The organism is Bacillus benzoevorans (assembly GCF_014207535.1).
GTDB lineage: Bacteria > Bacillota > Bacilli > Bacillales > Cytobacillaceae > Bacillus_BD > Bacillus_BD benzoevorans.
This window is the reverse complement of the sequence record NZ_JACHGK010000004.1, coordinates 172,123-197,270: the sequence shown is the minus strand read 5'-3', so window position 1 is coordinate 197,270 and position 25,148 is coordinate 172,123. Positions and strand designations below refer to the sequence as shown.

Below are 25,148 nucleotides of genomic sequence, written 5' to 3'. Positions count from 1 at the left end.
CCTTTAGAGGCCTTCTATTAGACAGTTTTTCTGGATTCCTGGCTCAACCTGTCCTTTTAAGACCTTCTATTAGACAACTTTTCTGGTTTCCTGCGTCATCCTGTCCTTTAGAGGCCTTCTATTAGACAGTTTTTCTGGATTCCTGGCTCAACCTGTCCTTTTAAGACCTTCTATTAGACAACTTTTCTGGTTTCCTGCGTCAACCTGTCCTTTAGGGGTCTTCTATTAGACAACTTTTCTGGTTTCCTGGCTCAACCTGTCATTTTAAGACCTTCTATTAGACAACTTTTCTGGTTTCCTGCGTCAACCTGTCCTTTTGCGGTCTTCTATTAGACAGTTTTTCTGGATTCCTGGCTCAACCTGTCCTTTAGAGACCTTCTATAAGACAGTTTTTCTGGATTCCCGCGTCAACTTGTCCTTTTGCGGTCTTCTATTAGACAGTTTTTCTGGATTCCCGCGTCAACCTGTCCTTTTGCGGTCTTCTATTAGACAGTTTTTCTAGATTCCTGGCTCAACCTGTCCTTTAGGGACCTTCTATTAGACAGCTTTCCTGGATTCCTGGCTCAACCTGTCCTTTAGAGACCTTCTATTAGACAACTTTCCTGGATTCCTGCCTCACCAAGAGACCCCCACTATAAAGAAGAAGTCGAATCAGTTGACTGCGATTAATTAACAGTATATTCTGAAATGTGCGTCGAAACCTTGAACGGAAATCTAAAGTAAAACCAAACTCAACCCAGCCTGGACAGAAAGGAACAAAATTCATGAGTGAAACAAACACATTGACCTTAAAAAGGAATAAAACAAAACGAATTGGAATGGCCATTGTGCTAGGTTCCTTTGCCGGAATTGCCCCGTTATCGACAGATATGTATCTGCCGTCACTCCCACTGCTCGTTGAGGATTTTCAAAGCAGTACGTCTGTAGCCCAGCTCACATTAACATCAAGCTTGCTTGGCATGGCGTTAGGGCAGCTCTTCATTGGTCCGCTCAGTGATCAAAAAGGAAGACGGATACCCCTTGTTCTTTCATTAATCGTTTACTGCGTATCCTCGTTTTTATGTGCCCTCGCCCCTTCTGTATGGGTGCTTATTTTACTTCGATTTATTCAAGGAGTCTCGGGAGCTGGAGGAATGGTCATTTCGAGAGCCATTGTCCGTGATATGTATACTGGTATCGAACTGACAAAATTCTTTGCCCTGTTAATGCTGATTAATGGAGCAGCGCCGATATTAGCCCCTGTTGCCGGAGGACAAATCCTTCAATTCACGACCTGGAGGGGAGTCTTCATTGTATTGGGCGTGTTAGGTATCATAATGGTCAGCGCTGCTTTCTTCAGCGTCCAGGAAACACTTGCTGAGGAAAACCGCATCAAAGGCGGAATAAAGAATACGCTGCTCACCTTGAGAAAACTGTTGACCGATAAGATTTTTATGGGATATGTCTTCACTCAGGGCTTCGTGACGGCTGCAATGTTCTCCTACATTTCCGGCTCGCCCTTCGTGATTCAAAACGTTTTTGGGGCTTCACCGCAAATGTTCAGTATTATTTTTGCCATCAATGGCATGGGAATTATCATTGCCAGCCAGACAACCGGCCGTCTTGCGGGGAAAGTGAAGGAAAGTACGCTTTTGAAAATTGGTCTCAGCATTGCCCTTTTGGGCGGACTTCTGCTTGTTTCTATGCTTACATTGGATGTGGGTCTGGTTGGTGTACTGCCATCCCTATTCTTAGTGGTATCCAGCGTAGGGATCGTCGGAACCACAACCTTCTCGCTCGCCATGCAAAGCCAGGGCAAATCAGCCGGCAGTGCGGCCGCATTATTGGGGTTAATGCCCTTTATTTTAGGTTCAATTATGGCGCCGCTTGTCGGCATCGGTAACGTGCCATCCCCATGGCCGATGGCTATCGGTATCCTCAGCTGTCAGCTAGTCGCTGTCCTATCCTATAGGTTTGCAGTAAAGGGAGCGGCTAAATAAAGGGAAGTAAAACAGGTGTCTTCTCAATCGGGAAGGCACCTGTTTTTTTAGCTGCCGTCAGCTTTTTTTGAAAAATAAATCCCCGTCCATTAAATCCACACGAATTTGTCACAAGGGATTTCTCCCAATATGGATAATTATTCCAATAGGGAGATGATTTTAATGGTAAATTTAGTAAGGCGATACCAATTTTATGCGATGAGCATCTAGAAACAAGGCTTGAAGTTATCAACAATCATCATGAGTCTGCCCCCCAAAAAACACTGTTTCCGCCTTTGCCTCTCATCGCCAACCTTGCCATGTTCATGAACAATCTAGGAATCCTGCGATTGAAAATCAAGAAAGGAGTGAATAAAATGAAAAAGCTGCTTTTTATTATCATTGCGATTATCGTAATCGGTTTTGCCGCACTATCTTTTATGACAGATAGTTTTGGCTTTAAAACCGCGCCGATTCAGGACAAAAAGACATTGAAAAATGACAAGATAGAGCAGATAGAGATTCAGCATGCCTCAAGTGATGTTCATGTCACTTCTACATCCGGCAAGGATATAACAGTCGAGATGAAAGGAAAGGTCAGCAGGAAGTTTAAGGACCAATTTAAACTGGAGGTCACGGAGAATGGCAATACAGTCAAAATTGCTGTGATCCGGGATGACGGAGATTGGAACCCTAATATTGGCATCAATATGGTGGATGTTAATCTGGAGGTTGCGCTGCCGGAAAAGGTTTATAAAGCGATAGATGTCGATCTGGTATCCGGTGATATGGTGGTGAAAAATGTGAAGGCAGACGAAATTTCGCTCAACACTAACTCCGGAGATATAAACGCTGAGGATAGTATCTCCGAAAAGAAATTTTCCATCCACACCATTAGCGGGGATATGACGCTGCAGGATATGAAAGCGGAAAATTTGCAGATTGATGCTACAAGTGGTGATGCGTACATCCGCAAAGCGGAGACAAAATTTGTTACCTTGTCATCCATATCCGGCGATATTCGGTTAGATCATGTTACGGGAGACATTGAAGTTAGGGACATGTCCGGTGACATCCAGATAAGCAATGATAAGCTGAACGGAAATATAATAGTTGATTCCATGAGCGGTGATGTTGGTATTCAATTGAATAAGAATCCTCTGTCGCTGGCATTAAATTATGACGGCATTTCCGGGGAAGCGAATGTACAATTGGACGGAATGCTTTTTGAGAAAAAAACAGAGCATTCCATAAAAGGTGAAATTGGAAATGGCGATTATGTTGTCGATGTCAGAACATCTTCAGGAGATTTCACTATACAATGATGCAAAGAAGAGGCTCTGTTTTCATCTGAACAGAGCCTCTTTTATGTATCGAGGTAAAATCTTGCTCTTTCCGGCTGCCTTTTTTCCATCCCAATCAAAACCGGCCGCTTAATAACCGGCATTTTCCTCGGCTCATTCCTTCACCATGAAAGCCTGGCTGCCTATTATATGAAATGAACGCAAAAAAAGGGGAACTCCTATTCGTTGAATTATTACCCAGGAAATATCGAATTTTGTTTATATTTGTCGTAATTTTTGGAAATTTTTAAAACCCAACTTTACGTCAACATAATTAAAAAAATCATTTATTTGCCGATATAAATAATAATCATAGTGAGCTCAGGGGGGGAGGACAAAATGATGGACCGGGTTTCGAATCAACAACACTACAACGCAACGAGAGTCGCAGCAACTGAAAAAGTAACACCAGTGAAGGAAGAAGATTTTCTGAAGAGCATGGATCAGGAGAAAGAAAAACGTCACAAGGGAATGACGAAAGAAAAAATGGAAGAAGTTGTTCAGGGTATGAATGATTTCATCCAGCCGGCAAGTACTTCCATTAAATTCGTGCTGCATGATCGGCTGAATGACTACTATATCAGAGTGGTAGATGATAAGACAAAAGAAGTCATTAAAGAGATTCCTTCGAGTAAACTGTTAGACGCCTATGCCGATATGATGGAATTTGTAGGGATACTGGTGGACAGGAAAATTTGACATGGACCAGTTGAGATAAATTTGTATGAAAAAATTAAGAGAGGTAAAAGAAAATGGCTAATATGAGAATAAGCGGTCTTGCGAGCGGCATGGACATTGACTCGATTGTCTCGGATATGATGAAAATAAAAAGAATTCCGCTTGATAAATTAAATCAGCAAAAGCAGATCCTGGAATGGCAGCGCGATGATTACCGCTCCATGAATACACTATTGGACAATCTCGACAGAGCCATATTTGACAATGTCTCTTTGCAGAAAAACTTTATAGCGAAGAAAGTAACTTCATCCAATGACAGCGCCGTGTCTGCAGTAGCGATCAACTCGCAGGCGAATGTGTCGAATAAAATTGATGTTGTCAAATTAGCTGAGGCCGCTTCCTGGAAAGCAACAGACGATATAAAAACATCTGGAAATTTTACAGTATCTGCGGAAGATGGTTCAGTAAAAGTAAAAACTGATACAACATTAAAGTTTAAAGTAAAAGATCCTGGGGCAACTGTTTATAGGGAAGTTTCAATTGAAATTAAAACGGATGACAGTATCGACTCGGTAATCAGTAAATTCAATAACTCTGAACTAGGTGTGTCCGCAATGCGGGCAAAAATTGATATTGGTAGTGGGGTATACGAAGATCGAGTTATTTTTTCCTCTAATAAAACGGGTTCTGGAGGAGAACTTATCACAGCCGATACCACTACAGCAACAAATGAATTTTTAGGTGATTTAGGTTTTGCAGCTGCTAAAGGCAAAGTAGGAGAGTATACGTTGGTTCAAGATCAGTCAGGTCAAGATGCAGAGTTGAAAATCAACGGCTATCTAACAAAGCAATCATCCAACACTTTTACCCTAAATGGCATTCAGTATACGCTTAAAAAGAAAACTGATGTGGATAATCCCGCAATCATCTCCACCACCACCGATGTCGACACGGTATTCAACAGCGTCAAAACCTTTGTTGATAAATACAATGAGGTCATTGAGAAAATTCAGGGTGAATTGAAGGAGGAACGGTACCGCTCCTACCAGCCTTTATCGAATAAAGAAAAAGAGGCGATGTCAGATAAGCAGGTAGAACTGTGGGAGGAAAAAGCCCGCAGCGGACTTCTCCGCAATGATTCCATTCTTTCCAGTGCCTTAAATACGATGCGGATGGACTTATATTCGACAGTAGGCGGCTTAACCAGCGATTTTAACCATTTATCAGATATCGGCATCAAAACCTCCAGCAACTATCGCGATGGGGGTAAGTTGATTATTGATGAATCGAAACTGAAGGAAGCGATCAATAAGGATCCAAATGCAGTTTACAAGCTATTTGCGAATGAGGGGACAAGCAAAGAAACAAAAGGACTTGCCAGACGTTTGCGCGATTCCATAAAAAGTTCCATGGAAAGTCTGGTTGAAAAAGCAGGCAGTTCCACGAAAACAAATAGTCAATTCACGATCGGGCGGCTTTTAACCAGTGTTAATTCACAAATTGACCGCTATGAGGAAAGGATGAGCGACCTGGAGACCCGCTACTACAAACAATTCAGCGCAATGGAAAAAATGATCCAGAAGGCTAATTCACAGTCAACGTCCCTCATGCAGTATTTTAGCTAAAAAAGTTAAAATTATGACAACTATGATAAATATACTCAATAACTAAAGTTCCTAAAGGCAAGTAAAGAAAGGAAGTAACCATAATGGCTATGCACAATCCATATAAATCCTATCAGCAAAACTCTGTCAATACCGCGTCACCGGGCGAATTGACCCTTATGCTTTACAATGGCTGCCTTAAATTTATCCTTCTCGCTAAGAAGGCCATCGTAGATCATAATATAGAAGAAAAAAATACGAATTTAATTAAGGCGCAGAAAATCATCCAGGAATTAATGGTTACGTTAAATATGGATATTGCGGTTTCACAGGATATGATGGCACTATATGACTACTGCAATCGCCGCCTAATTGATGCCAATTTAAAAAATGATGCTGCGATTTTAGATGAAGTAGAAGGCTTCATAAAAGAATTCCGTGATACCTGGAAACAGGTGATACAACTGAACCGGCAGAAACAGTTTACAGAAGGCGGCAGGGTTTAGTGAACGCAGTCAAGGATTTTTATGACACAACGGTACAATTAATACAGTTACTAGAAAATCAACAAATAAAACGGGACGAGAAAATTGAACAAATCGAGAACTTACTAGCACATCGGGAGGGGCTTATGGAAGAGATAAAGCCCCCTTTTTCACAGGAAGAACAAAAGTTTGGAATCCTGCTTCCTGAATTAAATCAAAAGCTGCTAAAGCTGCTGGAACAAGAGAAATCTGTCATCCAACAGGATATGATCCTGCTAAAAAAGCAAAAGGAAAATAATAAAAAATACACAAATCCCTATGAATCCCTCATCACCGTTGAGGGCGGCTTCTATGATAAACGCAAGTAAACAAACGGCCGCCTGCAGGAAAATTCAAAATTAGTGATAAATACGTCAGGAATGTCAAAAATTCGACACATTATGAAAAAACTTTGATGATTTAGCAGGAGTTTAAAGGGGCAAAATAGAAATGTAATCATATAAGAAATTCCAAAATAGACATCTTCAAATTGTAAGGTTATGATGTTTATTATAAAGGAAAGCGGTTAACGCGGACCTTTTTAATATTGAAGATTGTAAAAAAGATAAAGGAGGAGTTCACTTATGAATTATAACATTCGTGGTGAAAACATTGAGGTAACTCCAGCAATCAGAGACTACGTTGAAAAGAAAATAGCAAAGCTTGAGCGCTATTTTACTGAAACACCCGCAGCTAATGTAAATGTTAACTTGAAAACTTACACAGATAAAAAGGCAAAAGTAGAAGTGACTATTCCGATGCAAAATCTAGTGTTACGTGCAGAGGAAGTTCACGATGATATGTATGCTGGAATTGACCTTATTACTGATAAATTAGAGCGTCAAATTCGTAAACATAAGACAAAAGTGAATCGTAAAATGCGTGAAAAAGGAAGCCTGAACACCTTGTTCGCAACTGTGAATGATGAACCTGCAGCAGTGGAAGATGACAATGAGCTTGAGCTTGTTCGTCAAAAAAGCTTTGACCTAAAACCAATGGACAGCGAAGAAGCGATTCTGCAAATGAACATGCTGGGTCACAGCTTCTACGTTTTCACTAATGCTGATACAAACCGCACAAATGTTGTTTACAAACGTAAAGACGGACGTTACGGCTTAATCGAAACACATTAAGCTAAAAAGTAACTAAATACTTAACAAATAGTAACGCGGCTCCTAAAATGGGGGCTGCGTTTTTTAACTTTAATCTAAATTTAATCAAAACGTGTTATCCTTCATCATGCACTACAATCAAGCTTGAACCTTCCCAAATGAGGTGATTTTCTCACAAAAAATCTTCATAAAAATGAATCTTAAAAGAAGAGTTTTTCGTATATAAAGAGAAATCTTGCTTTTTATGCACAAGTTGTCACTGATTAGTGGAAGTGGTAAGATAATGGAGGAAACGAACGAAAAGTCAAGGAAGGATTCGTTAACTTCAAAGCGAATCTTTTTTCATGAACAAAAAAACAGTAAGTTTTAAAAATGCAGTAATTTTTTTTCACAATCATATCAATAAAACCGGTGGATGCCTCGATTTTTCAAAGGATTTCGAGCTCGGCGACGGACAGGACGTCCTAGTCAGGCTAGACATAAGGATGTGGCGCTCTGAGCGTGAAAAAAATCGGGCACAAATTCGGCGGAGCGAATTTGATCAAGTAAAAGGAGCGTATGTATGGCTGGGATTTTAAGTAAGGTGTTTGATCCAAACAAACGCGAAATAAAACGACTCACAAAAATGGCAGAGGAAATTGATGCGCTTGGTCCTGCTATGGCCAAGTTGTCAGATGATGAACTGCGGAATAAAACAGAAGCATTTAAAATTCGTTATCAAAGCGGGGAAAGTTTGGATGATCTTCTTAATGAGGCATTTGCCGTCGTTCGGGAAGGTGCTAAGCGTGTTCTAGGTCTGTATCCGTATCCTGTTCAGCTGATGGGGGGCATTTCCCTTCATGAAGGGAATATTTCAGAGATGAAAACCGGGGAAGGTAAAACGTTAACTTCCACGATGCCTGTTTATCTAAATGCTCTTTCCGGAAAAGGGGTACATGTCGTAACCGTCAATGATTACCTTGCCGGCCGTGATGCCAGTGAAATGGGACAGCTTTATACTTTCCTTGGTTTAACTGTTGGATTAAATCTAAATGGTTTATCGAAAGAAGACAAGCAGGCGGCATACGCTTGTGACATTACGTATAGTACAAATAATGAACTTGGTTTTGACTATCTGCGCGATAATATGGTGCTCTATAAGGAGCAAAAGGTACAGCGTCCGCTGTATTATGCGGTAATAGATGAGGTTGACTCGATTTTAATTGACGAAGCCCGTACACCTTTAATCATTTCCGGTTCTGCGCAAAAATCAACCCAGCTCTATATTCAGGCCAATGCCTTCGTTCGTACGTTAAAAAGAGAGGACGATTACACGTACGATGAAAAAACAAAAGGTGTGCAATTAACGGAGAGCGGGATGAACAAGGCTGAGCGTTCTTTTGGCATTGAAAACCTATTTGATATTAACAATGTAACGATTAACCATCATATTACCCAAGCATTAAAGGCCCATGCCAGCATGCATATTGATGTCGATTATGTCGTTCAGGAAGGCGAAATTATCATTGTTGACCAATTCACCGGTCGATTAATGAAAGGACGCCGCTATAGTGACGGACTGCACCAGGCGATTGAAGCGAAGGAAGGCTTGGAAATTCAAAATGAAAGCATGACGCTCGCAACGATTACGTTCCAGAACTACTTCCGGATGTATGAAAAACTTTCCGGGATGACGGGTACGGCAAAAACAGAAGAAGAGGAATTCCGCAATATTTATAATATGAACGTTGTCGTCATTCCAACAAATAGACCGATTGCCCGTGATGACCGCCCAGATTTAATATATGCTTCCATGGAAGGTAAGTTTAAAGCCGTTGTCGAAGATATTGCCGAGCGCCATGCGCTTGGTCAGCCAGTGCTTGTTGGTACGGTAGCGATTGAAACATCGGAGATCATTTCTCATTATTTAATCAAAAAAGGCGTCCGCCACAATGTATTGAACGCGAAAAACCACGGGAAAGAGGCAGAAATTATTGCCTTTGCCGGGCAAAAAGGCGCCGTGACCATTGCGACAAACATGGCCGGCCGCGGTACCGATATTAAGCTCGGTGAAGGAGTAACAGAACTTGGCGGGCTGGCCGTCATTGGGACAGAACGCCATGAGTCACGCCGGATTGATAACCAGCTCCGCGGACGTTCAGGCCGTCAGGGAGACCCTGGGGTAACGCAGTTCTATCTTTCAATGGAAGATGAATTAATGCGGCGCTTCGGCTCCGACAATATGAAGGCGATGATGGCCAAGCTTGGCATGGATGATACACAGCCGATTCAAAGCAAGATGGTATCTAAAGCGGTTGAATCTGCGCAAAGACGGGTGGAAGGAAATAACTTTGATGCCCGGAAACAATTGCTGGAATATGACGATGTCCTTCGTCAGCAGCGGGAAATCATCTATGCGCAGCGGAATGACGTACTGGAATCCGAAAATCTGCGCAGCATCGTCGAGAATATGATCAGTCAATCGCTGCAGCGCAATGTTGCGGCACATGACCTAAGTAATGAGGATTCGGACCAATGGGGTAAATCTGTTCAGGCTTTACTCGATTATGTACACGGAAATCTCCTTCACGAAGGCGACATTACCGCCGAGGATTTACGCGGGAAAGACACAGAAGAAGTAACCGAATTGATTATTGCCAAAGTAAAAGAGCACTATGATGAAAAAGAAGCACAGCTAGGCGAAGAAAGAATGCGCGAGTTTGAAAAGGTAATCGTTCTGCGTGCCGTCGATTCAAAATGGATTGACCACATTGATATGATGGATCAGCTCCGTCAAGGGATTCATTTACGTGCTTATGGTCAAATCAATCCGCTTCGTGAGTATCAGCAGGAAGGATTTGCGATGTTTGAAATGATGGTGGAAGCCATTGAAGAAGACACAGCAAAATACATCATGAAGGCTGAAATCCGCCAGAATCTTGAGCGCCAGGAAGTGGCTAAAGGTCATGCCGTGAATCCGAAGGAAGACGGTGAAAAGGCGAAGAAAAAGCCGGTTGTCAAAAAAGAAACGATTGGCCGTAATGATCCATGTCCATGCGGCAGCGGCAAAAAATATAAAAATTGCCATGGTAAATTTGAATAATTAACCATATCATGGAGGAAGAGGGTCGGCAGAGTTAGTGGCTGTTGGCTCTCTTTTTGAGAAAAAAATGATTTTCATTCAAAAGCTTTTGTTATAGAATTATGCGGGAAACATTCACACATTATTAGGGGTTATTTTTTCGAATATTAAAAATTGAACAATATACAGAGGTGGGTTACAAATGGAATTAGCAGAAATACGTCATGAGTTAGAAAAAATAGCTGAAACATTAGCGGGCTTTAGGGGGTCTCTTTGACTTAGAAAATAAAGAGGCGCGCATTGCTGAATTAGATGAAGACATGTTAAGACCTGATTTCTGGGACGATCAGCAAAAAGCACAAGGTATTATTAATGAATTAAACGCGTTAAAAGACCTTGTGAATGAATATAATGGTTTACAAGAAATTTATGAAAACCTGGAAGTATCTTATGAGCTTGTAAAGGAAGAACCGGATGAAGAGCTTCAAGCGGAGCTGGAAACTGAATTAACAAGCTTATCCGACCGTATGAGTACTTTTGAACTGCAGCTTTTGTTAAGTGAACCATATGACCGCAATGATGCTATTCTTGAATTGCATCCGGGTGCAGGCGGTACCGAGTCACAGGACTTTGGTTCGCTGCTTCTTCGGATGTACACAAGATGGGCGGAGAAAAAAGGCTTCAAAGTGGAAACTCTTGATTATCTTCCCGGTGAGGAAGCGGGGGTTAAGAGTGTTACGCTCTCGATTAAAGGTCACAATGCTTATGGTTACTTAAAGGCTGAAAAAGGTGTTCATCGTCTTGTCCGTATATCACCGTTTGATTCTCAAGGGCGTCGTCATACATCCTTTGTATCCTGCGAAATCATGCCTGAATTTAACGATGATATTGAAATCGAGGTTCGCACAGAAGATATCAAAGTCGATACGTATCGTGCAAGCGGTGCGGGCGGACAGCATATCAACAAAACAGAATCAGCGATCCGGATTACCCATCTTCCATCTGGAATCGTAGTTACCTGCCAAAACCAGCGTTCACAAATTAAAAACCGTGAGCAAGCGATGAAAATGCTGAAATCCAAACTCTATCAATTGGAAATTGAAAAGAAAGAGGAGCAGATGGCAGAAATCCGCGGTGAGCAAAAGGAAATCGGCTGGGGCAGCCAAATTCGCTCTTATGTCTTCCATCCATATTCTATGGTAAAAGACCACCGTACGAGTGTGGAAACAGGTAATATTCAAGCAGTCATGGACGGAGATATTGATATGTTCATCGATGCTTACCTGCGTTCGAAGATTAATTAATCTTTTTCATAATGAACAGCAAAACCCCTGACCGCATTTTTGGCGGCAGGGGTTTTTTTAGCTGTTCACAATATTGAAACAATTGCCGAAACCATTGATATCCATACATTTGCCTTGATTTTGCGACAGTAGAAGAAATGATCCTAATGTCAAATGGAACCGGGGTTGGTATAATGTAGCTGTACTATGCTTTTATTTCCATAAGGGGTGACAAAACTTGAAGAAGAAATTATTAGCACTATTATTCGGTACTTCTCTTGTTCTTGCTGCATGCGGCGGCGGAGACAAAGATGATGCTGCCAAAAGCGAAGGCGGAACAGATACAACAGAAACTGCCAGTGCTGGAGATGCTGAGAAAGTATATGGCCAATACTGTGCCGCTTGCCACAATGCAGACCTAAGCGGTGGTGTAGGTCCTGAACTGAAAACAGTAGGATCCAGATTATCGAAAGATGAAATTGCAACCGTACTGAAAGACGGTAGAAATGCTATGCCTGGCGGATTAATCAAAGGCGAAGAGCTTGATGCTGTTGCTGAATGGTTAGCGGCAAAGAAATAATATAGAAAAGAAAAGGGGCTGCCTGATTTTATACAATAGCTGCTATTGTATAAAGGGAGGCAGTTTCCTTTTCCCTCCAGTGAGTCCCTCCTCCTCCTCATACCTTCAAATTTGAATTTTCTTTCAAAATTCCTGTAAATTCACAATTTTTCCCTGCTTTATCCAACCTTTTTTCCATATGAAAAGAAACTGTAATATTTTTTACAGTTATTTTGTTATCGTATGATGTTATAATGGAATAGTTGCAAAAAGAGGATGGATTTTGTATAAAAATGTCGAAAATTATCGAACGAAGACTTATTCTTTTCCAATAAAATGATATTAGGTGATAAACAAATGATTGAAATGGAAAATGTATATAAGAAATATCCTAATGGAGTGGTAGCGGCTAATGGGATCACTACCCGAATCAAACAAGGTGAATTTGTGTATGTTGTCGGACCGAGCGGAGCCGGCAAATCTACGTTTATTAAGATGATGTATCGTGAAGAAGCACCTTCAAAAGGAACCATTATGATAAACGGAATGAACCTCTCAAAATTAAGAGATGCAAAGGTTCCTTTATTGCGCAGGCAAATCGGCGTTGTCTTCCAGGACTTTAAATTGCTGCCGACACTGACCGTTTTTGAAAATGTGGCCTTTGCCTTGGAAGTAATTGAAGAGTATCCGGAAAATATTAAAAAACGGGTAATGGAAACGTTGGATCTGGTTGGCTTAAAGCATAAGGCACGAATGCTGCCATCTGAATTATCAGGCGGGGAACAGCAGCGTGTAACGATTGCCCGTTCCATCGTGAATAACCCGAAGGTTGTAATTGCGGACGAGCCTACAGGAAACCTTGACCCAGATACATCATGGGACATTATGAAAATATTTGAAGAGATTAATCAAAGGGGAACTACGGTCGTAATGGCTACCCATAATAGAGAAATAGTCAACACCATTAAGCATCGTGTGATTGCGATTGAAAGTGGTGTCATCGCGCGGGATGAGCAGAGAGGTGATTACGGATATGAAAGCTAGAACATTTCGCCGCCATGTAAGAGAGAGTTTTAAGAGTTTAGGAAGAAATGGATGGATGACCTTTGCGTCCGTAGGTGCAGTAACCATTACCCTGCTTCTTGTCGGAGTATTTTTTGTCATCATGATGAACTTGAATCAAGTGGCTAAGGGGATTGAAGAGGATGTTGAGATACGCGTCCATATCGACGTAGCTGCTGCAAAGGACCAGCAGGAAGTATTGCACAAGCAGATTGCTGCCCTCCCGGAAGTAGATAGTGTTAAGTTTTCTCCGAAGGAAAAAGAACTGGATAATTTAGTGCAGAGCTTTGGCGAAGAGGGAGAGGCCTTTAAGTTATTTGAGCAGGATAACCCGCTAAGTGACGTCTTTATCGTGAAAACGAAAGAACCGACTGACACGATCAAGGTGGCAAAAAAAATTGAAAAAATGCAATATGCTGCAAAAGTAAAATACGGTCAAGGGACAGTTGAGAAGATTTTCCAAGTAACGGATACAAGCCGAAACGTTGGAATCATCTTAATTATCGGACTTTTATTTACAGCGATGTTTTTAATTTCTAATACGATTAAAATTACAATTTTTGCCCGTAGAAGAGAAATCGAGATTATGAGACTTGTTGGTGCCACCAACTGGTTTATTCGCTGGCCATTCTTCCTCGAAGGATTGTGGCTGGGATTGATCGGTTCCGTACTGCCTGTAACCATCGTTGGCATCACCTATTTCTATCTCTATGAATTTTTGTCTCCAAAATTAAAAGGCAACTTTATTCAAATGTTAGATTTCAATCCATTTTTCTATCAAGTGGCAGGACTGCTCATTTTAATGGGGGCCTTAATTGGTGTCTGGGGAAGTCTGATGTCTGTAAGGAAGTTTTTGAAAGTCTAATAGCCGGGCCCTTTGGATACTGGAGAATGCTTCTTTTTTCAAGAAGCTCCGGTATCCTGTGCCCTCTTTCTATGAAAAAAGTAATGTTTTTACGATTAGAATAGGATTTATCGTGTGATATTTTAACTAGTATCGATGTAGCTGCCATAGGCAGTTTTAAAAGTGAAATAGATTTACCTATACATAATGTTTTGGGCATTCACGGGAAAGGAGAAATCACAATTGAAAAGATCTATTTTTGCACTATCTGTGACTGCTGTAATGGGATTCAGTACTGTTTTTGCAGCTGTCCCAGTGGAAAAAACACTGGCAGCATCAAAAATGCAAGATTTACAGGATAAGAGTAATGAGATTAAAAGTAAACGAGATCAAATAGGGGATAAGATTGATAGTTCGAATGAACAGCTGGGTGAAATACAAGCCAAGCAAAATCAGGTAACAGCGGAAATCAATGCAATTGATCTCCAAATTGGCGACACAGAAACGAAAATTGTGGAAAAGAACCAGCAAATCAATGAGAAAAAGACCGAGATTGATGCACTGAATAAAGAAATTGACGTCTTAATCAAACGGATTGAAGAGCGGAATGAAGTTTTAAAAGAACGTGCCCGTTCCTATCAGGAAAATGGCGGTAAAATTGGTTATATTGATGTATTAATCGGTGCAAAAAGCTTCAGTGAATTTATTGATCGGATTGGCGCCGTTGCGGTCATCATGGAAGCAGATCAGGAAATTCTGAAGCAGCATACAGAGGATAAAAAGGCTTTAGAACAAAAGCAGGAAAAGGTGAAAGCAGACTTAGCCTCCCTCGAAACGATGCGCCAAGAGCTTGAAACGTTAATGAAAGATCTAGATGTGAACAAAGAAGAGAAAAATAGATTGATGGCCCAGCTGCAACAGGAGGAGACTCAGGTCAAGCAATTGGTCATGACTCTTGAAGAGCAGGAGTCGATCTTAGCCGGCCAGGGTGCAGCGATCCAAAGAGCGATTGAATTGGAGCAGCAAAGACAGCGTGAAGCTGCTCAAGCGGCGAGCCGTACCGCGACTGAAAGCCGCAGCAGAGGCGGCAGCGGACCTGCGGTGGAAGCACCACCGGTTTCGAGCGGAACCTTTACAAGACCGGCTTCGGGCCGTCTGTCATCCGGCTTTGGTTACCGCGGTTTTAATGGCGGGGGCTTCCATTACGGAGTCGATATTGCTCAGGGCGGTACTGTGCCTGTTGTTGCCGCTGCTGATGGAGTGGTGATCCGTTCCTATTTTTCTACTAGCTACGGAAACTGCATCATGATCGCGCATTCGGTTAATGGACAGACTTATACAACGGTTTATGCCCATTTAAGCAGCCGTTCTGTCGAGGATTCGGCTGTCGTTTCAAAAGGTCAGCAAATCGGCTATATGGGCAATACCGGCGATTCATACGGCCAGCATTTGCATTTCGAGCTCCACAGAGGTCCATGGAATGCCGCAAAATCAAATGCAATCAATCCAGTTGGAATTGTTCCGTTGTAATATATTTTAATAGAATCATAAGAAAAGAAGAGTGAATCGCTCTTCTTTTTTTTGCGTATGCTCTAACACCGCTTCCATCTTTTCTTGTGGAAATTCTCATAACTCGTCCATTATTACATATATTGAATTAGATGCAGAGGATGGGCAGAAAGGGAGATGGGAATGAAGCAAAGGTGGATAGCACTTCTCATGATAGGATCCTTACTAACAGGCGCCGGTGGTACTTATGCTGCTATTACCTGGTTAGACGGGGATGCACCGGCAGCGGTTGAATTAAAATCTGAAACAGAAGCAGTGGCAGATGACGCAGCCCAAGAAGCCATTGTACAGGATGTCGAAACAATGGATAAATTCGTCCAGGCTTATCAATTAATTAAAGGCAGTTATGTTGAAGAGGTAAAGGATGAGCAGTTGATTGAAGGAGCCATCCAGGGAATGATTACTTCTTTAAAGGATCCTTATTCGGTTTATATGAACAAGGAAATTTCGAAGCAATTTAATGAAGCATTGGAGCCTTCCTTTGAAGGGATTGGCGCAGAGGTCAGCATGGTGGATGGGAAAATTGTCATTGTCGCTCCGTTTAAGAATTCCCCTGCGGAAAAGGCCGGCGTCAAGCCAAATGATCAAATCCTCAAAGTGAACGGGGAAAGCGTTGAAGGCTTGGATTTATATGAAGCGACGGTTAAAATCCGCGGTAAAAAAGGCACCACCGTCAAACTGGAGCTCCTGCGGCAGGGTCTGAAGGAACCGATTGTCATAGCTGTGAAACGGGACGAGATCCCGCAAATAACAGTCCATTCAAAAGTGAGAAAGCAAGGAGACAAGTCAATCGGTTATATCGAAGTGACTACTTTTTCAAAAGAAACAGCGGCTGACTTCAGTAAGCAGCTGAAGGAGCTGGAGAAAAAGAAAATAGACGGGTTAATTATTGATGTCCGCGGTAATCCAGGCGGTCTGCTCGAAAGCGTGCAGGATATCTTAAAGGAATTTGTCTCCAAGGAAAAACCGTATGTCCAGATTGAAAAGCGTAATGGGGAGAGAGACAAGTTCTATACGACGCTGGAAGAAGAAAAGGCTTATCCTGTAGCGGTGTTAATTGATAAAGGAAGTGCCTCAGCTTCGGAGATTCTCGCCGGTGCGCTTTCAGAGGCTGAGGGCTATACGCTGATTGGGGAGAAAACCTTCGGCAAAGGAACTGTACAGCAGGCAAAGCCAATGGGGGATGGCAGCAATATTAAGCTGACACTGTATAAATGGCTCACACCTGACGGCAATTGGATCCACAATAAAGGGATTAAGCCTGATTTAGAAGTCCAGCAATCGAGGCTGTTCCAGCTGCACCCGGTGCAAATGACGGAACCGTTAGCGAAGGATATGAATAGTGAGCAGGTTAAAAATGTGCAGTCTATCTTGACGAATATTGGCTACGAGCCTGGGAGAACGGATGGTTATTTTGATAATGGTACGGAAACAGCAGTTAAAGCATTTCAAATGGAAAATAATTTGCCTGCCAATGGCAGAGTCGATGAAAAAACAGCAAAAGCTCTGGAACAAAAAGTCATTGATGAACAGAAAAAGGAAAAAAATGACCTGCAATTACAGGCCGCCTATAAATTTATTGAAAAAATTGAGTAAGCTTGGCTGACATATCAGGGATCGGACTCACGCAAGCAATCTCCTGAAGTAATTCTTTCTGGAGGTGCAAGGCATGAGTCCGATCCCTTTAACTTTATTCAGCAGAAATCGCCCACTTCTATAAGTGGGGGATGAATGCAATAAGTTGACCAATTCAGCGGGGGTTCAAACCCCGGCTGAATAAAGTTAATGCCTCCGGCGGATGCCTCGATTTTTCAAAGGAAATTTTCGAGCAAGCTCGAAAAAAATCGGGCGCAAATACGCCAAGGCGAATTTGATCATGTCAGGAAAAATCTTTATTGGAGGAGGACCGCGGTCTCAGATATAGAGTACAATAGTTTTAGAGACAGGAGGCGGGAAAATGGGAACAACAGAGAAAAGGGGTGCCGTCGTTTGGGAAAGGGCTGCATTCTGGCTCGTGCTGATTTTTATTGCTGCCGGTACGGGTTATATGTTTTTCATGGATAAAAATACAAAAGTGTTTATGGGCTTCATGACACTCACCTTAATGGCTGCGATTTCCATCGGGCAAAAGTATATGAAACTGCCTTCCCTTTTTGTCTGTATCCTCTACGGCTTTATCCTAATGGCCGTCGGGTTTGGCACGTTTGGCGGCATGTACCGTATCCCTCATTTCGATGATGCACTCCATATTTTCTCGGGTATCTTTCTCGGATATGGCAGTTGGATTTTATTAAAGTATTTGACAGGGAAGGAATGGAGTAGTAGGCTTCCAAATTCTTTTATCGTTCTCTATATTTTTTGCTTTTCTCTTGCCGGAGCCGGGGTATGGGAGCTTCTCGAATTTGCCGGTGATAAATTATTTCATTTTACCGCCCAGGGCCGGGACCCGGATGACACGATGTTTGACATGATTGACGGGATGATTGGAGGAGCGATAGCAGCCATTTTCATCAGCAAACGCAAGTCTAAACAACAGAGCTCCAGCCAATAATTTACTGCCTCTTCCTAATTTGATAGAATAGAGTTTAATAGTGTCTTTTAACGTTGGATTTAGATTGTAATCTTGAATATAAGGTTGGTGGCGGCATTGGTACAAGAATGGATGTTGGAATTGCTAAAAGGATTGGGAAGGCTGCTGCTGAATCCTGTTTTTTATTATCTTTTTTTCCTAGCAGCCATTTTAGGCGTTTCGAGGGTCAAAAGGGAGAGGAAAAATTTCCATGTCCGTGCCGAAAATGCGTATTTTGAATTGCGGCAGCTGTTGCCGCTTGGGCTTGCCGCGGGTCTCGTTCTGTCCATTATCACCATTGGAGCGGGACTTGTCATTCCCATTGAACTTATCGTTTTTGCTGCGGGCTTCACGCTTCTATGGAGCTTAACTGCGAAAATACGGCTGTTATCTCCTGTTTATACGGTAGGGTTTGCATTTTTTGCCATGCTCTTTTTCCTTAGTAAAAAGTGGGAGCTGCCGCTGATTACGAGCAAAACCCCTGAATGGAGTCCGGACATTCTCTCGCCGATTGCGGTCCTGTTAGCCCTGTTAATCCTTGCAGAAGGCATTTTGATCAGCAGAAATGGGGGTAAAGGAACATCGCCGAAGCTGGTCATTGGAAAAAGAGGGCTGGTTGTTGGGATCCATGAAGTAAAAAGGTTATGGATGCTGCCAGTCTTCTTAATGATTCCGGGCGAATCTTTGGCAGCGCCATTTAAATGGTGGCCGCTTTTTTCTATCGGAGAACAAAGCTATGCACTTATCCTAGTCCCATTCACCATCGGCTTCTTCCAGTATATTAAAGGGATGCTGCCGGCAGAGTCTGTGAAGAGTGTCGGAAAGAGGGTCGTAAAGCTTGGGAGCGTTCTGGTTGTCTTATCGCTGATTGGCTATTGGTATCCGTTGGCTTCGATTGTTATCGTCGCGCTGGCGATCATTGGCCGGGAGATCATTTCTTTCAGACAGCGATCGATAGAGGATAACCTGCCGTTTTATTTTTCAATGAAAAATCAAGGAGTGATGATTCTTGGGGTTTTGCCTGATTCTCCTGCTGCGGGGATGGGCTTGGAAGTTGGCGAATTGGTGATGAAAGTAAATGGTGCACCGGTAAATGATGAGGAGTCTTTTTATAATGCACTAATGCAAAACCGTGCCCACTGTAAGCTGGAGGTTTTGGACGTAAACGGACAGATCCGCTTGACTCAGCGCGCCCTCTTTGAAGGTGACCATCATGAACTGGGAATTCTCTTTGTTCAGGATGAGAGAAAGTGGGAAACAAAAAGAGTGCAGTAACGATTGATTGTTAAATAAGAGAAGCGGAATCGGGAGTCATATCCCGGTTCTTTTTTTGCGTTTTTAACAGCTAGTACTCAAAGAAAGGATAGGTTTCATTTTTAAAGGAAAAATAGCCTATACAGGCACTTAGGAGCTAGCATAACAGGTTTAAATAGTGTGAAAAAATAAATAAAGGGAAATTCAAAAATTTACATTGATTTTCGTAACAATAGTTTATATACTGAAAACAGATTCCGGGTAATAAAATATAGTTTCACAATGTGGAATAGTTCGAATGGAATAGAGAAATGTAAGCGAGTTACTCTGGACAAAGTGTTAGTCATCAAATACAACTTCTGGTAGAAGAAGGAAGAATGAGAATAAAGTTTTTAAAGGGTGGGAATTAAAATGAAGAAAGTAGTAACAATGGGGGAAATTATGCTGCGCTTATCAGCACCAGGTCAGCAAAAGATTCAGCAGACTCAAGCCTTTGATGTTGTCTATGGCGGTGGAGAGGCGAATGTAGCGATTGGCTTGTCGCAATTAGGATTAAAAACGTCATTTGTTAGTAAATTACCGGATCATGCTCTTGGTTACAGTGCCAATCAGCAGCTGAATCGATATGGGGTAGATACCGAGCAAATGCTGTTTGGCGGGGAAAGGATTGGAATCTACTATTTAGAAAAAGGATATTCGATCCGTCCTTCGAAGGTAATTTATGACCGCAGCGGCTCTTCTTTTGCCACATCGAAAACGGATGAATACGATTTAGAGGCTGCTTTTCAAGATGCGGATTGGTTCCATATCAGCGGTATTACCCCTGCTTTAAATGAAGAAATTTTTCAATTAACAAAGCAGTCCTTAGCAGTGGCTAAACGCATGGGGCTAACGACAAGCTGTGATTTAAATTATCGAAGCTCCCTATGGACTTTTGAAAACGCACGCAAAAAAATGACTGAGCTGATGCAGGATGTTGATGTGTGTATTGGAGTCGAACCGCTGCAATTACTGGATGCTGAAGGAAACGAAATCAAAGACCGCTTACCGGCAAAGCCTGGTCCGGATGATTATAAAGAGATTATGCAGGAAATGCATCGAAAATTTGCTTTGAAGTATATTGCGATGACATTTAGAAATCAGTTGTCTGTGAATCATCATCAATTAAAAGCACTTCTTTCAGACGGCAGCGGCTTTTATCAATCTCCTGAAACGGATGTTGAAATCGTCGATCGTGTCGGTACGGGCGATGCCTTTTCAACGGGGCTGGTCTACTCCCTAGTGAATGGGTATGAGCCGCAAAGGGCGGTTGATTTTGCCACGGCATGCTTCGCTTTGAAGCATACCATTGAAGGCGATGCAGGTTTGATGAGTTTAGCAGAGGTGGAACAATATATGGAAAATCGGAATTCCTTTTCCATTAGGAGATAATATTTAGGCTCCAAATGCAAAGACTATGCGGAAATAATTTATATTTCATAAATTAGAAATAAATTAGAAATAAATTAAAGGAGAGAAAAGAGATGAGTTGGTTACCAATACTTTGGGTAATAGTTGGGGTGGCATTGCTTCTATTCTTAAATATGAAGTTCAAGCTGAACAGCTTTGTGGCCCTTTTAATTGTGGCACTATTAGTAGGAATTTTAAATGGTTTATCTTTAGCGGATGTTATTGCGACAGTTAAAGCAGGATTTGGTGGTACTTTGGGAAGTTTGGCACTTATTATTGGTTTTGGTGCTGTACTGGGTAAATTAATGGTTGACTCCGGTGCCGCACAGCGAATTGCCACCACATTAATTGATAAATTTGGGATCAAATATATTGAGTGGGCACTGATTATTACCGGAGCAGTTTTCGGTATCGCAGTCTTTTATGAAGTTGCATTTATTATTCTTGCTCCTCTGGTTATCAGTATTGCAAAAGAAGCAAAAATTCCATTTTTACGACTCGGAATAACAGGGGTTGCAGCTGCGACAATGGCTCATAGTATCTTCCCGCCGCAGCCCGGACCAACTGCGCTTGTTGAAGCATATGGCGCGGATATGGGTATGGTTTATATCTTGGGTCTTATCGTTGTTATCCCGGCAGTTATTTGTGCCGGAATTATCTTGCCAAGATTTTTAAAGAATTTAGATCGTCCAATTCCTAAATTGCTGGAGCAAACGAAACAATTTACAAACGAAGAAATGCCTCGTTTTGCGACAAGTATTCTGGTGCCGCTTACACCTGCTATTATCATTACTTGCGGAACCATTATTAAAATGTTTATTGCAGAGGGTACTATTTTCTTTAATATTGTAAACTTCTTTGGCAGTGCCGAAATCAGTATGTTAATTTCAGTTCTAATCGCTATTTACGTATTTGGCTTAAAACGAGGCCGTAAGATGAATGAAGTCATGGATTCCTTTGCTGATGGTATTAAAGGGATCGCGATGATTATCTTTATCGTTGGTGCCGGTGGTGCCTTCAAGCAAATCATCATTGATTCCGGTACCGGTGAAACAATCGCATCGATGATGCATAACTTACATATGAATCCGTTGTTTATGGCTTGGCTGATTACGGCGATCATTCGTATTATGACAGGCCAGGGGGTTGTATCAGCGATTACGGCTGCAGGGATTATCTCACCGCTGATGGACACAATGGATGTGAATCCTGTTCTGCTTGTATTAGCGACGGCGGCCGGAAGCAACACGATTACACATGTGAACGATGCTTCATTCTGGTTATTTAAAGAATACTTTGGCATCAGCATTAAAGATACCTTTAAAACATGGGGATTGCTGCTATTGGTTAACTCATTAGTGGGACTTTCAGTCGTATTGATTCTCGATATTTTTATGTAACTTTATTCAGCAGAAGTCTCCTATTTCTATAAGTGGTGGGATGAATGCAATAACTTTACCAATTCAGTGAGGGTTCAAACCCCGGCTGAATAAAGTTAAGCCTCCGGCGGATTGCCTCGATTTTTCAAAGGGAATTTTTCGAGCAAGCGCGCTAGTATAGGGCGCAAATACGCCAAGGCGCATTTGATTATTAAAAAGGGAAGGCGCGTCATCATCTGATGCGCTTTCCCTTTTTCTTTACATTTGCGGCTCGATATGAATATTTGAATCCTGCACATCGTGTTCCGCAATCAGCCGTTCTTCCACGTTTTCAGCAATCTGGTGTCCTTCTACAATTGTTAAAGTCGGCTCGACAAAAATAGTGGCATCGACAATTGTTCGGTTGCCGTGCAAACGGGCTTTGATGTCTTTAACTAATTTCACGCCCGGTGTTTTATTAATCGTTGCTTCAAGTTCCTTTAGCTTCTCCACTTCGAATGCATCGGTTAAATCAAGTGACGCTTCCTTGAAGATGCCCCAAGCAGTACGGCAGATCATCAATCCGACGATAACCGCAGCCAATGGATCAAGCCAGGAAAGACCAAAATAGGACCCCAAAATTCCAACCGCGGCACCAACACTGACAAGGGCATCCGAACGGTTATCCTGAGCTGCTGAATACAGTGCCTTGCTGTTAAGTTTTTTCGACAACCGAAGATTGTAAACATAGACAGCAAACATAAAGACGGCGGACAATAATGCCACCAGGGCGGTCATGATGTTCGGGTCACTGGCATCATGCTGATAAAAGGACTGTATCGATTGAAAAATGACCTGAAAGCCAACCGTGAACATAATTAAGGCCGCCATTAATGAGGCGATCGTTTCCGCTCTTGAATGTCCGTAGCGGTGGTTATCATCAGGCGGTTTCTGTGAGATGCGCAGACCGATTAATACTGCCGCCGATGCAAGGATATCAGTTAGGTTATTTAAACCGTCTGCCCACAAGGCTTCTGAGTGGCCGATTTTACCCGCGGTCAGCTTGATGGCTGATAATAAAATATAAGCAGAAATGCTAATCCATGCTCCTTTTTCTGCTTTCTTTAAATTTGTTTCCCCCATCCCATAAAAACCTCCACTAGACCATTGCTTTTTTACACTTTTAGTATAAAATTGCAGCGAAGAAGAACCCCGGCGGAGCAGCAATTTTTAGGAAAAAAGTATAAGTGCAGCTACGCCTCTGTCTTCGCCTTTTGGCTCGCCAATCGGCGAGTTTTCTTTACCTAAATAGTATTCATAGGAAATGTGTATTTTATACTTATCCATAATGACGGCATCGGCTCTTGCTATTATATTGAAATATTTACTACAAATTATTATGATGAAAATGTGAAAAATAGTAAAAACTATTGAACTTTTTCTGTCTCTATTTCATAATATATATGAACATATATTCATATAAGAGAAGAAAGTAGGCGGTTATATGGGACATCACCATGGACACCATCACCACGGACATAGTCATGGCCATTCACACGGTCATGCTGGCAATAAAAAAGCGTTATTTTCTGCGTTTCTACTCATATCACTTTTTATGGTTGTCGAAGTAATCGGCGGTATCGTCACGAACAGTCTCGCCCTGCTGTCAGATGCCGGTCATATGTTGAGTGACGCTGCGGCCTTGGGACTGAGTTTTTTTGCCATGAAGCTTGGCGAGAAGCAAGCATCCCAATCCAAAACCTTTGGTTATAGACGGTTTGAAATTATCGCCGCATCTTTAAATGGCATTACATTAATGGTCATTTCACTGTACATCTTTTATGAAGCCTTTCACCGTTTTCTGAATCCGCCAGAGGTGCAAAGTACGGGGATGCTGATCATTTCCGTTATTGGTCTGTTGGTCAATATTGCCGCGGCCTGGATTTTAATGAGCGGTGATAAAGAGGAAAACTTAAATGTAAGAAGCGCTTTCCTTCATGTGATTGGAGATATGCTTGGTTCGGTTGGGGCCATCGCTGCCGCTTTACTGATGATCTTCTTTGGCTGGGGAATTGCCGACCCAATTGCCAGCATCATCGTTGCTGTTTTAATTCTTATCAGCGGCTGGAGAGTAACAAAGGATTCTTTCCATATATTAATGGAAGGAACACCGGATCAATTTCATATGGATGATGTGAAAGCGGCCTTGTTAAATATCCCGCATGTTATGGAAGTGCATGACCTTCATATCTGGTCAATCACATCGGGAATGCCAATGCTGAGCTGCCATATTGCCATAGAGGCACCAGGCATTCATGATAATATTCTACTGGAGGCGCAGACAATCCTGCATGATCATTTCGGAATCGAGCATAGCACACTCCAGATAGAAAATAATCAAAATGGATGTCCGAATCCACATCCAACCTGTAATTAGTGATGGGCATGTTCAATCGTCTGCTTGAGGATATCCATCACATGTTCATCATCATGTGTGTAAAATAAAGACGTTCCTTCGCGGCGGAATTTAACGAGTCGCAAATTTTTCAGGAAGCGCAGCTGGTGGGAAACTGTTGATTGCAGCAGCCCCAGCTTTTCAGCGATTTCATTGACGGAATGCTCGCCATGAAAGAGCAGATGAAGAATCCGGATCCGGGTAGGATCGGACAACGCCTTAAAGGTCTGTGCCACGATAAATAATGTTTCTTCATCTAGCTCTTGCTCTGCCGCCGGTTGGTTTTCGTTTTCCATTTTATCAACTCCTATTATTCATTATAACGAATATTCACGTAGATAAAAAATCATGAACGAATCATTGTTCATGATTTTTTTAGATCAGGTCACATAGCGGGTTATCTTTATGTTTAAAATAAAACGTGCTATAGTAAAATAAGAGTAATTTATCGTTTTTTATAAATAGG

Annotated in this window: 21 protein-coding genes; 19 read left to right on the top strand and 2 right to left on the bottom strand. The window is 42.0% G+C overall.

Annotation, left to right across the window (positions count from 1 at the left end; translation table 11 throughout):
• The first annotated feature begins 764 nt into the window (after nt 1-764).
• The 18 genes from HNR53_RS08540 to HNR53_RS08455 all read left to right on the top strand — a co-directional run bounded on the left by HNR53_RS08540 (nt 765) and on the right by HNR53_RS08455 (nt 22,269).
• On the top strand, nt 765-1,979 hold the full coding sequence (locus HNR53_RS08540; protein ID WP_184524875.1) for a multidrug effflux MFS transporter: 1,215 nt from the start codon (nt 765-767) through the stop codon (nt 1,977-1,979).
• 356 nt (nt 1,980-2,335) lie between these two features.
• Complete coding sequence (locus HNR53_RS08535; RefSeq protein ID WP_184524874.1) at nt 2,336-3,283, top strand: DUF4097 family beta strand repeat-containing protein; 948 nt, start codon at nt 2,336-2,338, stop codon at nt 3,281-3,283.
• 357 nt (nt 3,284-3,640) lie between these two features.
• Nucleotides 3,641-4,000, top strand: coding sequence for a flagellar protein FlaG (flaG, locus tag HNR53_RS08530; RefSeq protein ID WP_184524872.1), 360 nt, complete (start codon nt 3,641-3,643; stop codon nt 3,998-4,000).
• A 53-nt stretch (nt 4,001-4,053) separates the two neighbouring features.
• The gene (locus HNR53_RS08525) at nt 4,054-5,604 is read left to right on the top strand and encodes a flagellar hook-associated protein 2 (RefSeq protein WP_184524870.1); all 1,551 of its coding nucleotides are present in this window, start codon (nt 4,054-4,056) and stop codon (nt 5,602-5,604) included.
• Between the two features lie 83 nt (nt 5,605-5,687).
• Entirely contained in the window at nt 5,688-6,089 is a 402-nt protein-coding gene (fliS, locus tag HNR53_RS08520; RefSeq protein ID WP_184524867.1) for a flagellar export chaperone FliS, read from the top strand.
• Nucleotides 6,089-6,436: a flagellar protein FliT gene (fliT, locus tag HNR53_RS08515; protein ID WP_184524865.1), complete on the top strand. Its 348-nt coding sequence runs from the start codon at nt 6,089-6,091 to the stop codon at nt 6,434-6,436. Before fliS ends, fliT begins: the two co-directional genes overlap by 1 nt.
• A 255-nt stretch (nt 6,437-6,691) precedes the next feature.
• Nucleotides 6,692-7,240: a ribosome hibernation-promoting factor, HPF/YfiA family gene (gene hpf / locus HNR53_RS08510; RefSeq protein WP_184524863.1), complete on the top strand. Its 549-nt coding sequence runs from the start codon at nt 6,692-6,694 to the stop codon at nt 7,238-7,240.
• 541 nt (nt 7,241-7,781) lie between these two features.
• Nucleotides 7,782-10,301: a preprotein translocase subunit SecA gene (gene secA / locus HNR53_RS08505; RefSeq protein WP_184524861.1), complete on the top strand. Its 2,520-nt coding sequence runs from the start codon at nt 7,782-7,784 to the stop codon at nt 10,299-10,301.
• Nucleotides 10,302-10,482: 181 nt separating this feature from the next.
• Nucleotides 10,483-11,584 (top strand): peptide chain release factor 2 gene (prfB, locus tag HNR53_RS08500; protein WP_184524859.1). Its coding sequence is split into 2 segments (ribosomal slippage): nt 10,483-10,554 and nt 10,556-11,584, totalling 1,101 coding nucleotides; the frame shifts between segments, so codons are not numbered across the junction.
• A 217-nt stretch (nt 11,585-11,801) separates the two neighbouring features.
• Nucleotides 11,802-12,143: a cytochrome c551 gene (cccB, locus tag HNR53_RS08495; RefSeq protein ID WP_184524857.1), complete on the top strand. Its 342-nt coding sequence runs from the start codon at nt 11,802-11,804 to the stop codon at nt 12,141-12,143.
• A gap of 336 nt (nt 12,144-12,479) precedes the next feature.
• Nucleotides 12,480-13,166, top strand: a complete 687-nt coding sequence (gene ftsE, locus HNR53_RS08490; RefSeq protein WP_184524855.1) for a cell division ATP-binding protein FtsE — start codon at nt 12,480-12,482, stop codon at nt 13,164-13,166.
• Nucleotides 13,156-14,049 carry a permease-like cell division protein FtsX gene (gene ftsX, locus HNR53_RS08485; protein WP_184524852.1) on the top strand — a complete coding sequence of 298 codons (894 nt, stop codon included), beginning with the start codon at nt 13,156-13,158 and terminating at the stop codon, nt 14,047-14,049. Before ftsE ends, ftsX begins: the two co-directional genes overlap by 11 nt.
• Nucleotides 14,050-14,271: 222 nt before the next feature.
• Nucleotides 14,272-15,558: a murein hydrolase activator EnvC family protein gene (locus HNR53_RS08480; protein WP_184524849.1), complete on the top strand. Its 1,287-nt coding sequence runs from the start codon at nt 14,272-14,274 to the stop codon at nt 15,556-15,558.
• Nucleotides 15,559-15,720: 162 nt separating this feature from the next.
• On the top strand, nt 15,721-17,193 hold the full coding sequence (locus HNR53_RS08475; protein WP_184524847.1) for a S41 family peptidase: 1,473 nt from the start codon (nt 15,721-15,723) through the stop codon (nt 17,191-17,193).
• Nucleotides 17,194-17,554: 361 nt separating this feature from the next.
• Nucleotides 17,555-18,148 carry a DUF2238 domain-containing protein gene (locus HNR53_RS08470; protein WP_184524845.1) on the top strand — a complete coding sequence of 198 codons (594 nt, stop codon included), beginning with the start codon at nt 17,555-17,557 and terminating at the stop codon, nt 18,146-18,148.
• A 96-nt stretch (nt 18,149-18,244) separates the two neighbouring features.
• Nucleotides 18,245-19,441: a PDZ domain-containing protein gene (locus tag HNR53_RS08465; RefSeq protein ID WP_184524843.1), complete on the top strand. Its 1,197-nt coding sequence runs from the start codon at nt 18,245-18,247 to the stop codon at nt 19,439-19,441.
• A gap of 390 nt (nt 19,442-19,831) precedes the next feature.
• The gene (locus HNR53_RS08460; protein ID WP_184524841.1) at nt 19,832-20,851 is read left to right on the top strand and encodes a sugar kinase; all 1,020 of its coding nucleotides are present in this window, start codon (nt 19,832-19,834) and stop codon (nt 20,849-20,851) included.
• A gap of 92 nt (nt 20,852-20,943) precedes the next feature.
• Nucleotides 20,944-22,269: a gluconate:H+ symporter gene (locus tag HNR53_RS08455; RefSeq protein WP_184524840.1), complete on the top strand. Its 1,326-nt coding sequence runs from the start codon at nt 20,944-20,946 to the stop codon at nt 22,267-22,269.
• Nucleotides 22,270-22,506: 237 nt separating this feature from the next.
• Here HNR53_RS08455 and HNR53_RS08450 read toward each other — a convergent pair whose 3' ends face one another.
• On the bottom strand, nt 22,507-23,370 hold the full coding sequence (locus HNR53_RS08450; protein ID WP_184524838.1) for a cation diffusion facilitator family transporter: 864 nt from the start codon (nt 23,368-23,370) through the stop codon (nt 22,507-22,509).
• Nucleotides 23,371-23,731: 361 nt separating this feature from the next.
• On the opposite strand from HNR53_RS08450, the gene HNR53_RS08445 reads away from it, so the two are divergent.
• Nucleotides 23,732-24,664: a cation diffusion facilitator family transporter gene (locus HNR53_RS08445; RefSeq protein WP_184524836.1), complete on the top strand. Its 933-nt coding sequence runs from the start codon at nt 23,732-23,734 to the stop codon at nt 24,662-24,664.
• Here the strand turns inward: HNR53_RS08445 and HNR53_RS08440 are convergent.
• Entirely contained in the window at nt 24,661-24,978 is a 318-nt protein-coding gene (locus HNR53_RS08440) for an ArsR/SmtB family transcription factor (protein WP_184524834.1), read from the bottom strand. The genes HNR53_RS08445 and HNR53_RS08440 overlap by 4 nt on opposite strands.
• Nucleotides 24,979-25,148: the final 170 nt, after the last annotated feature.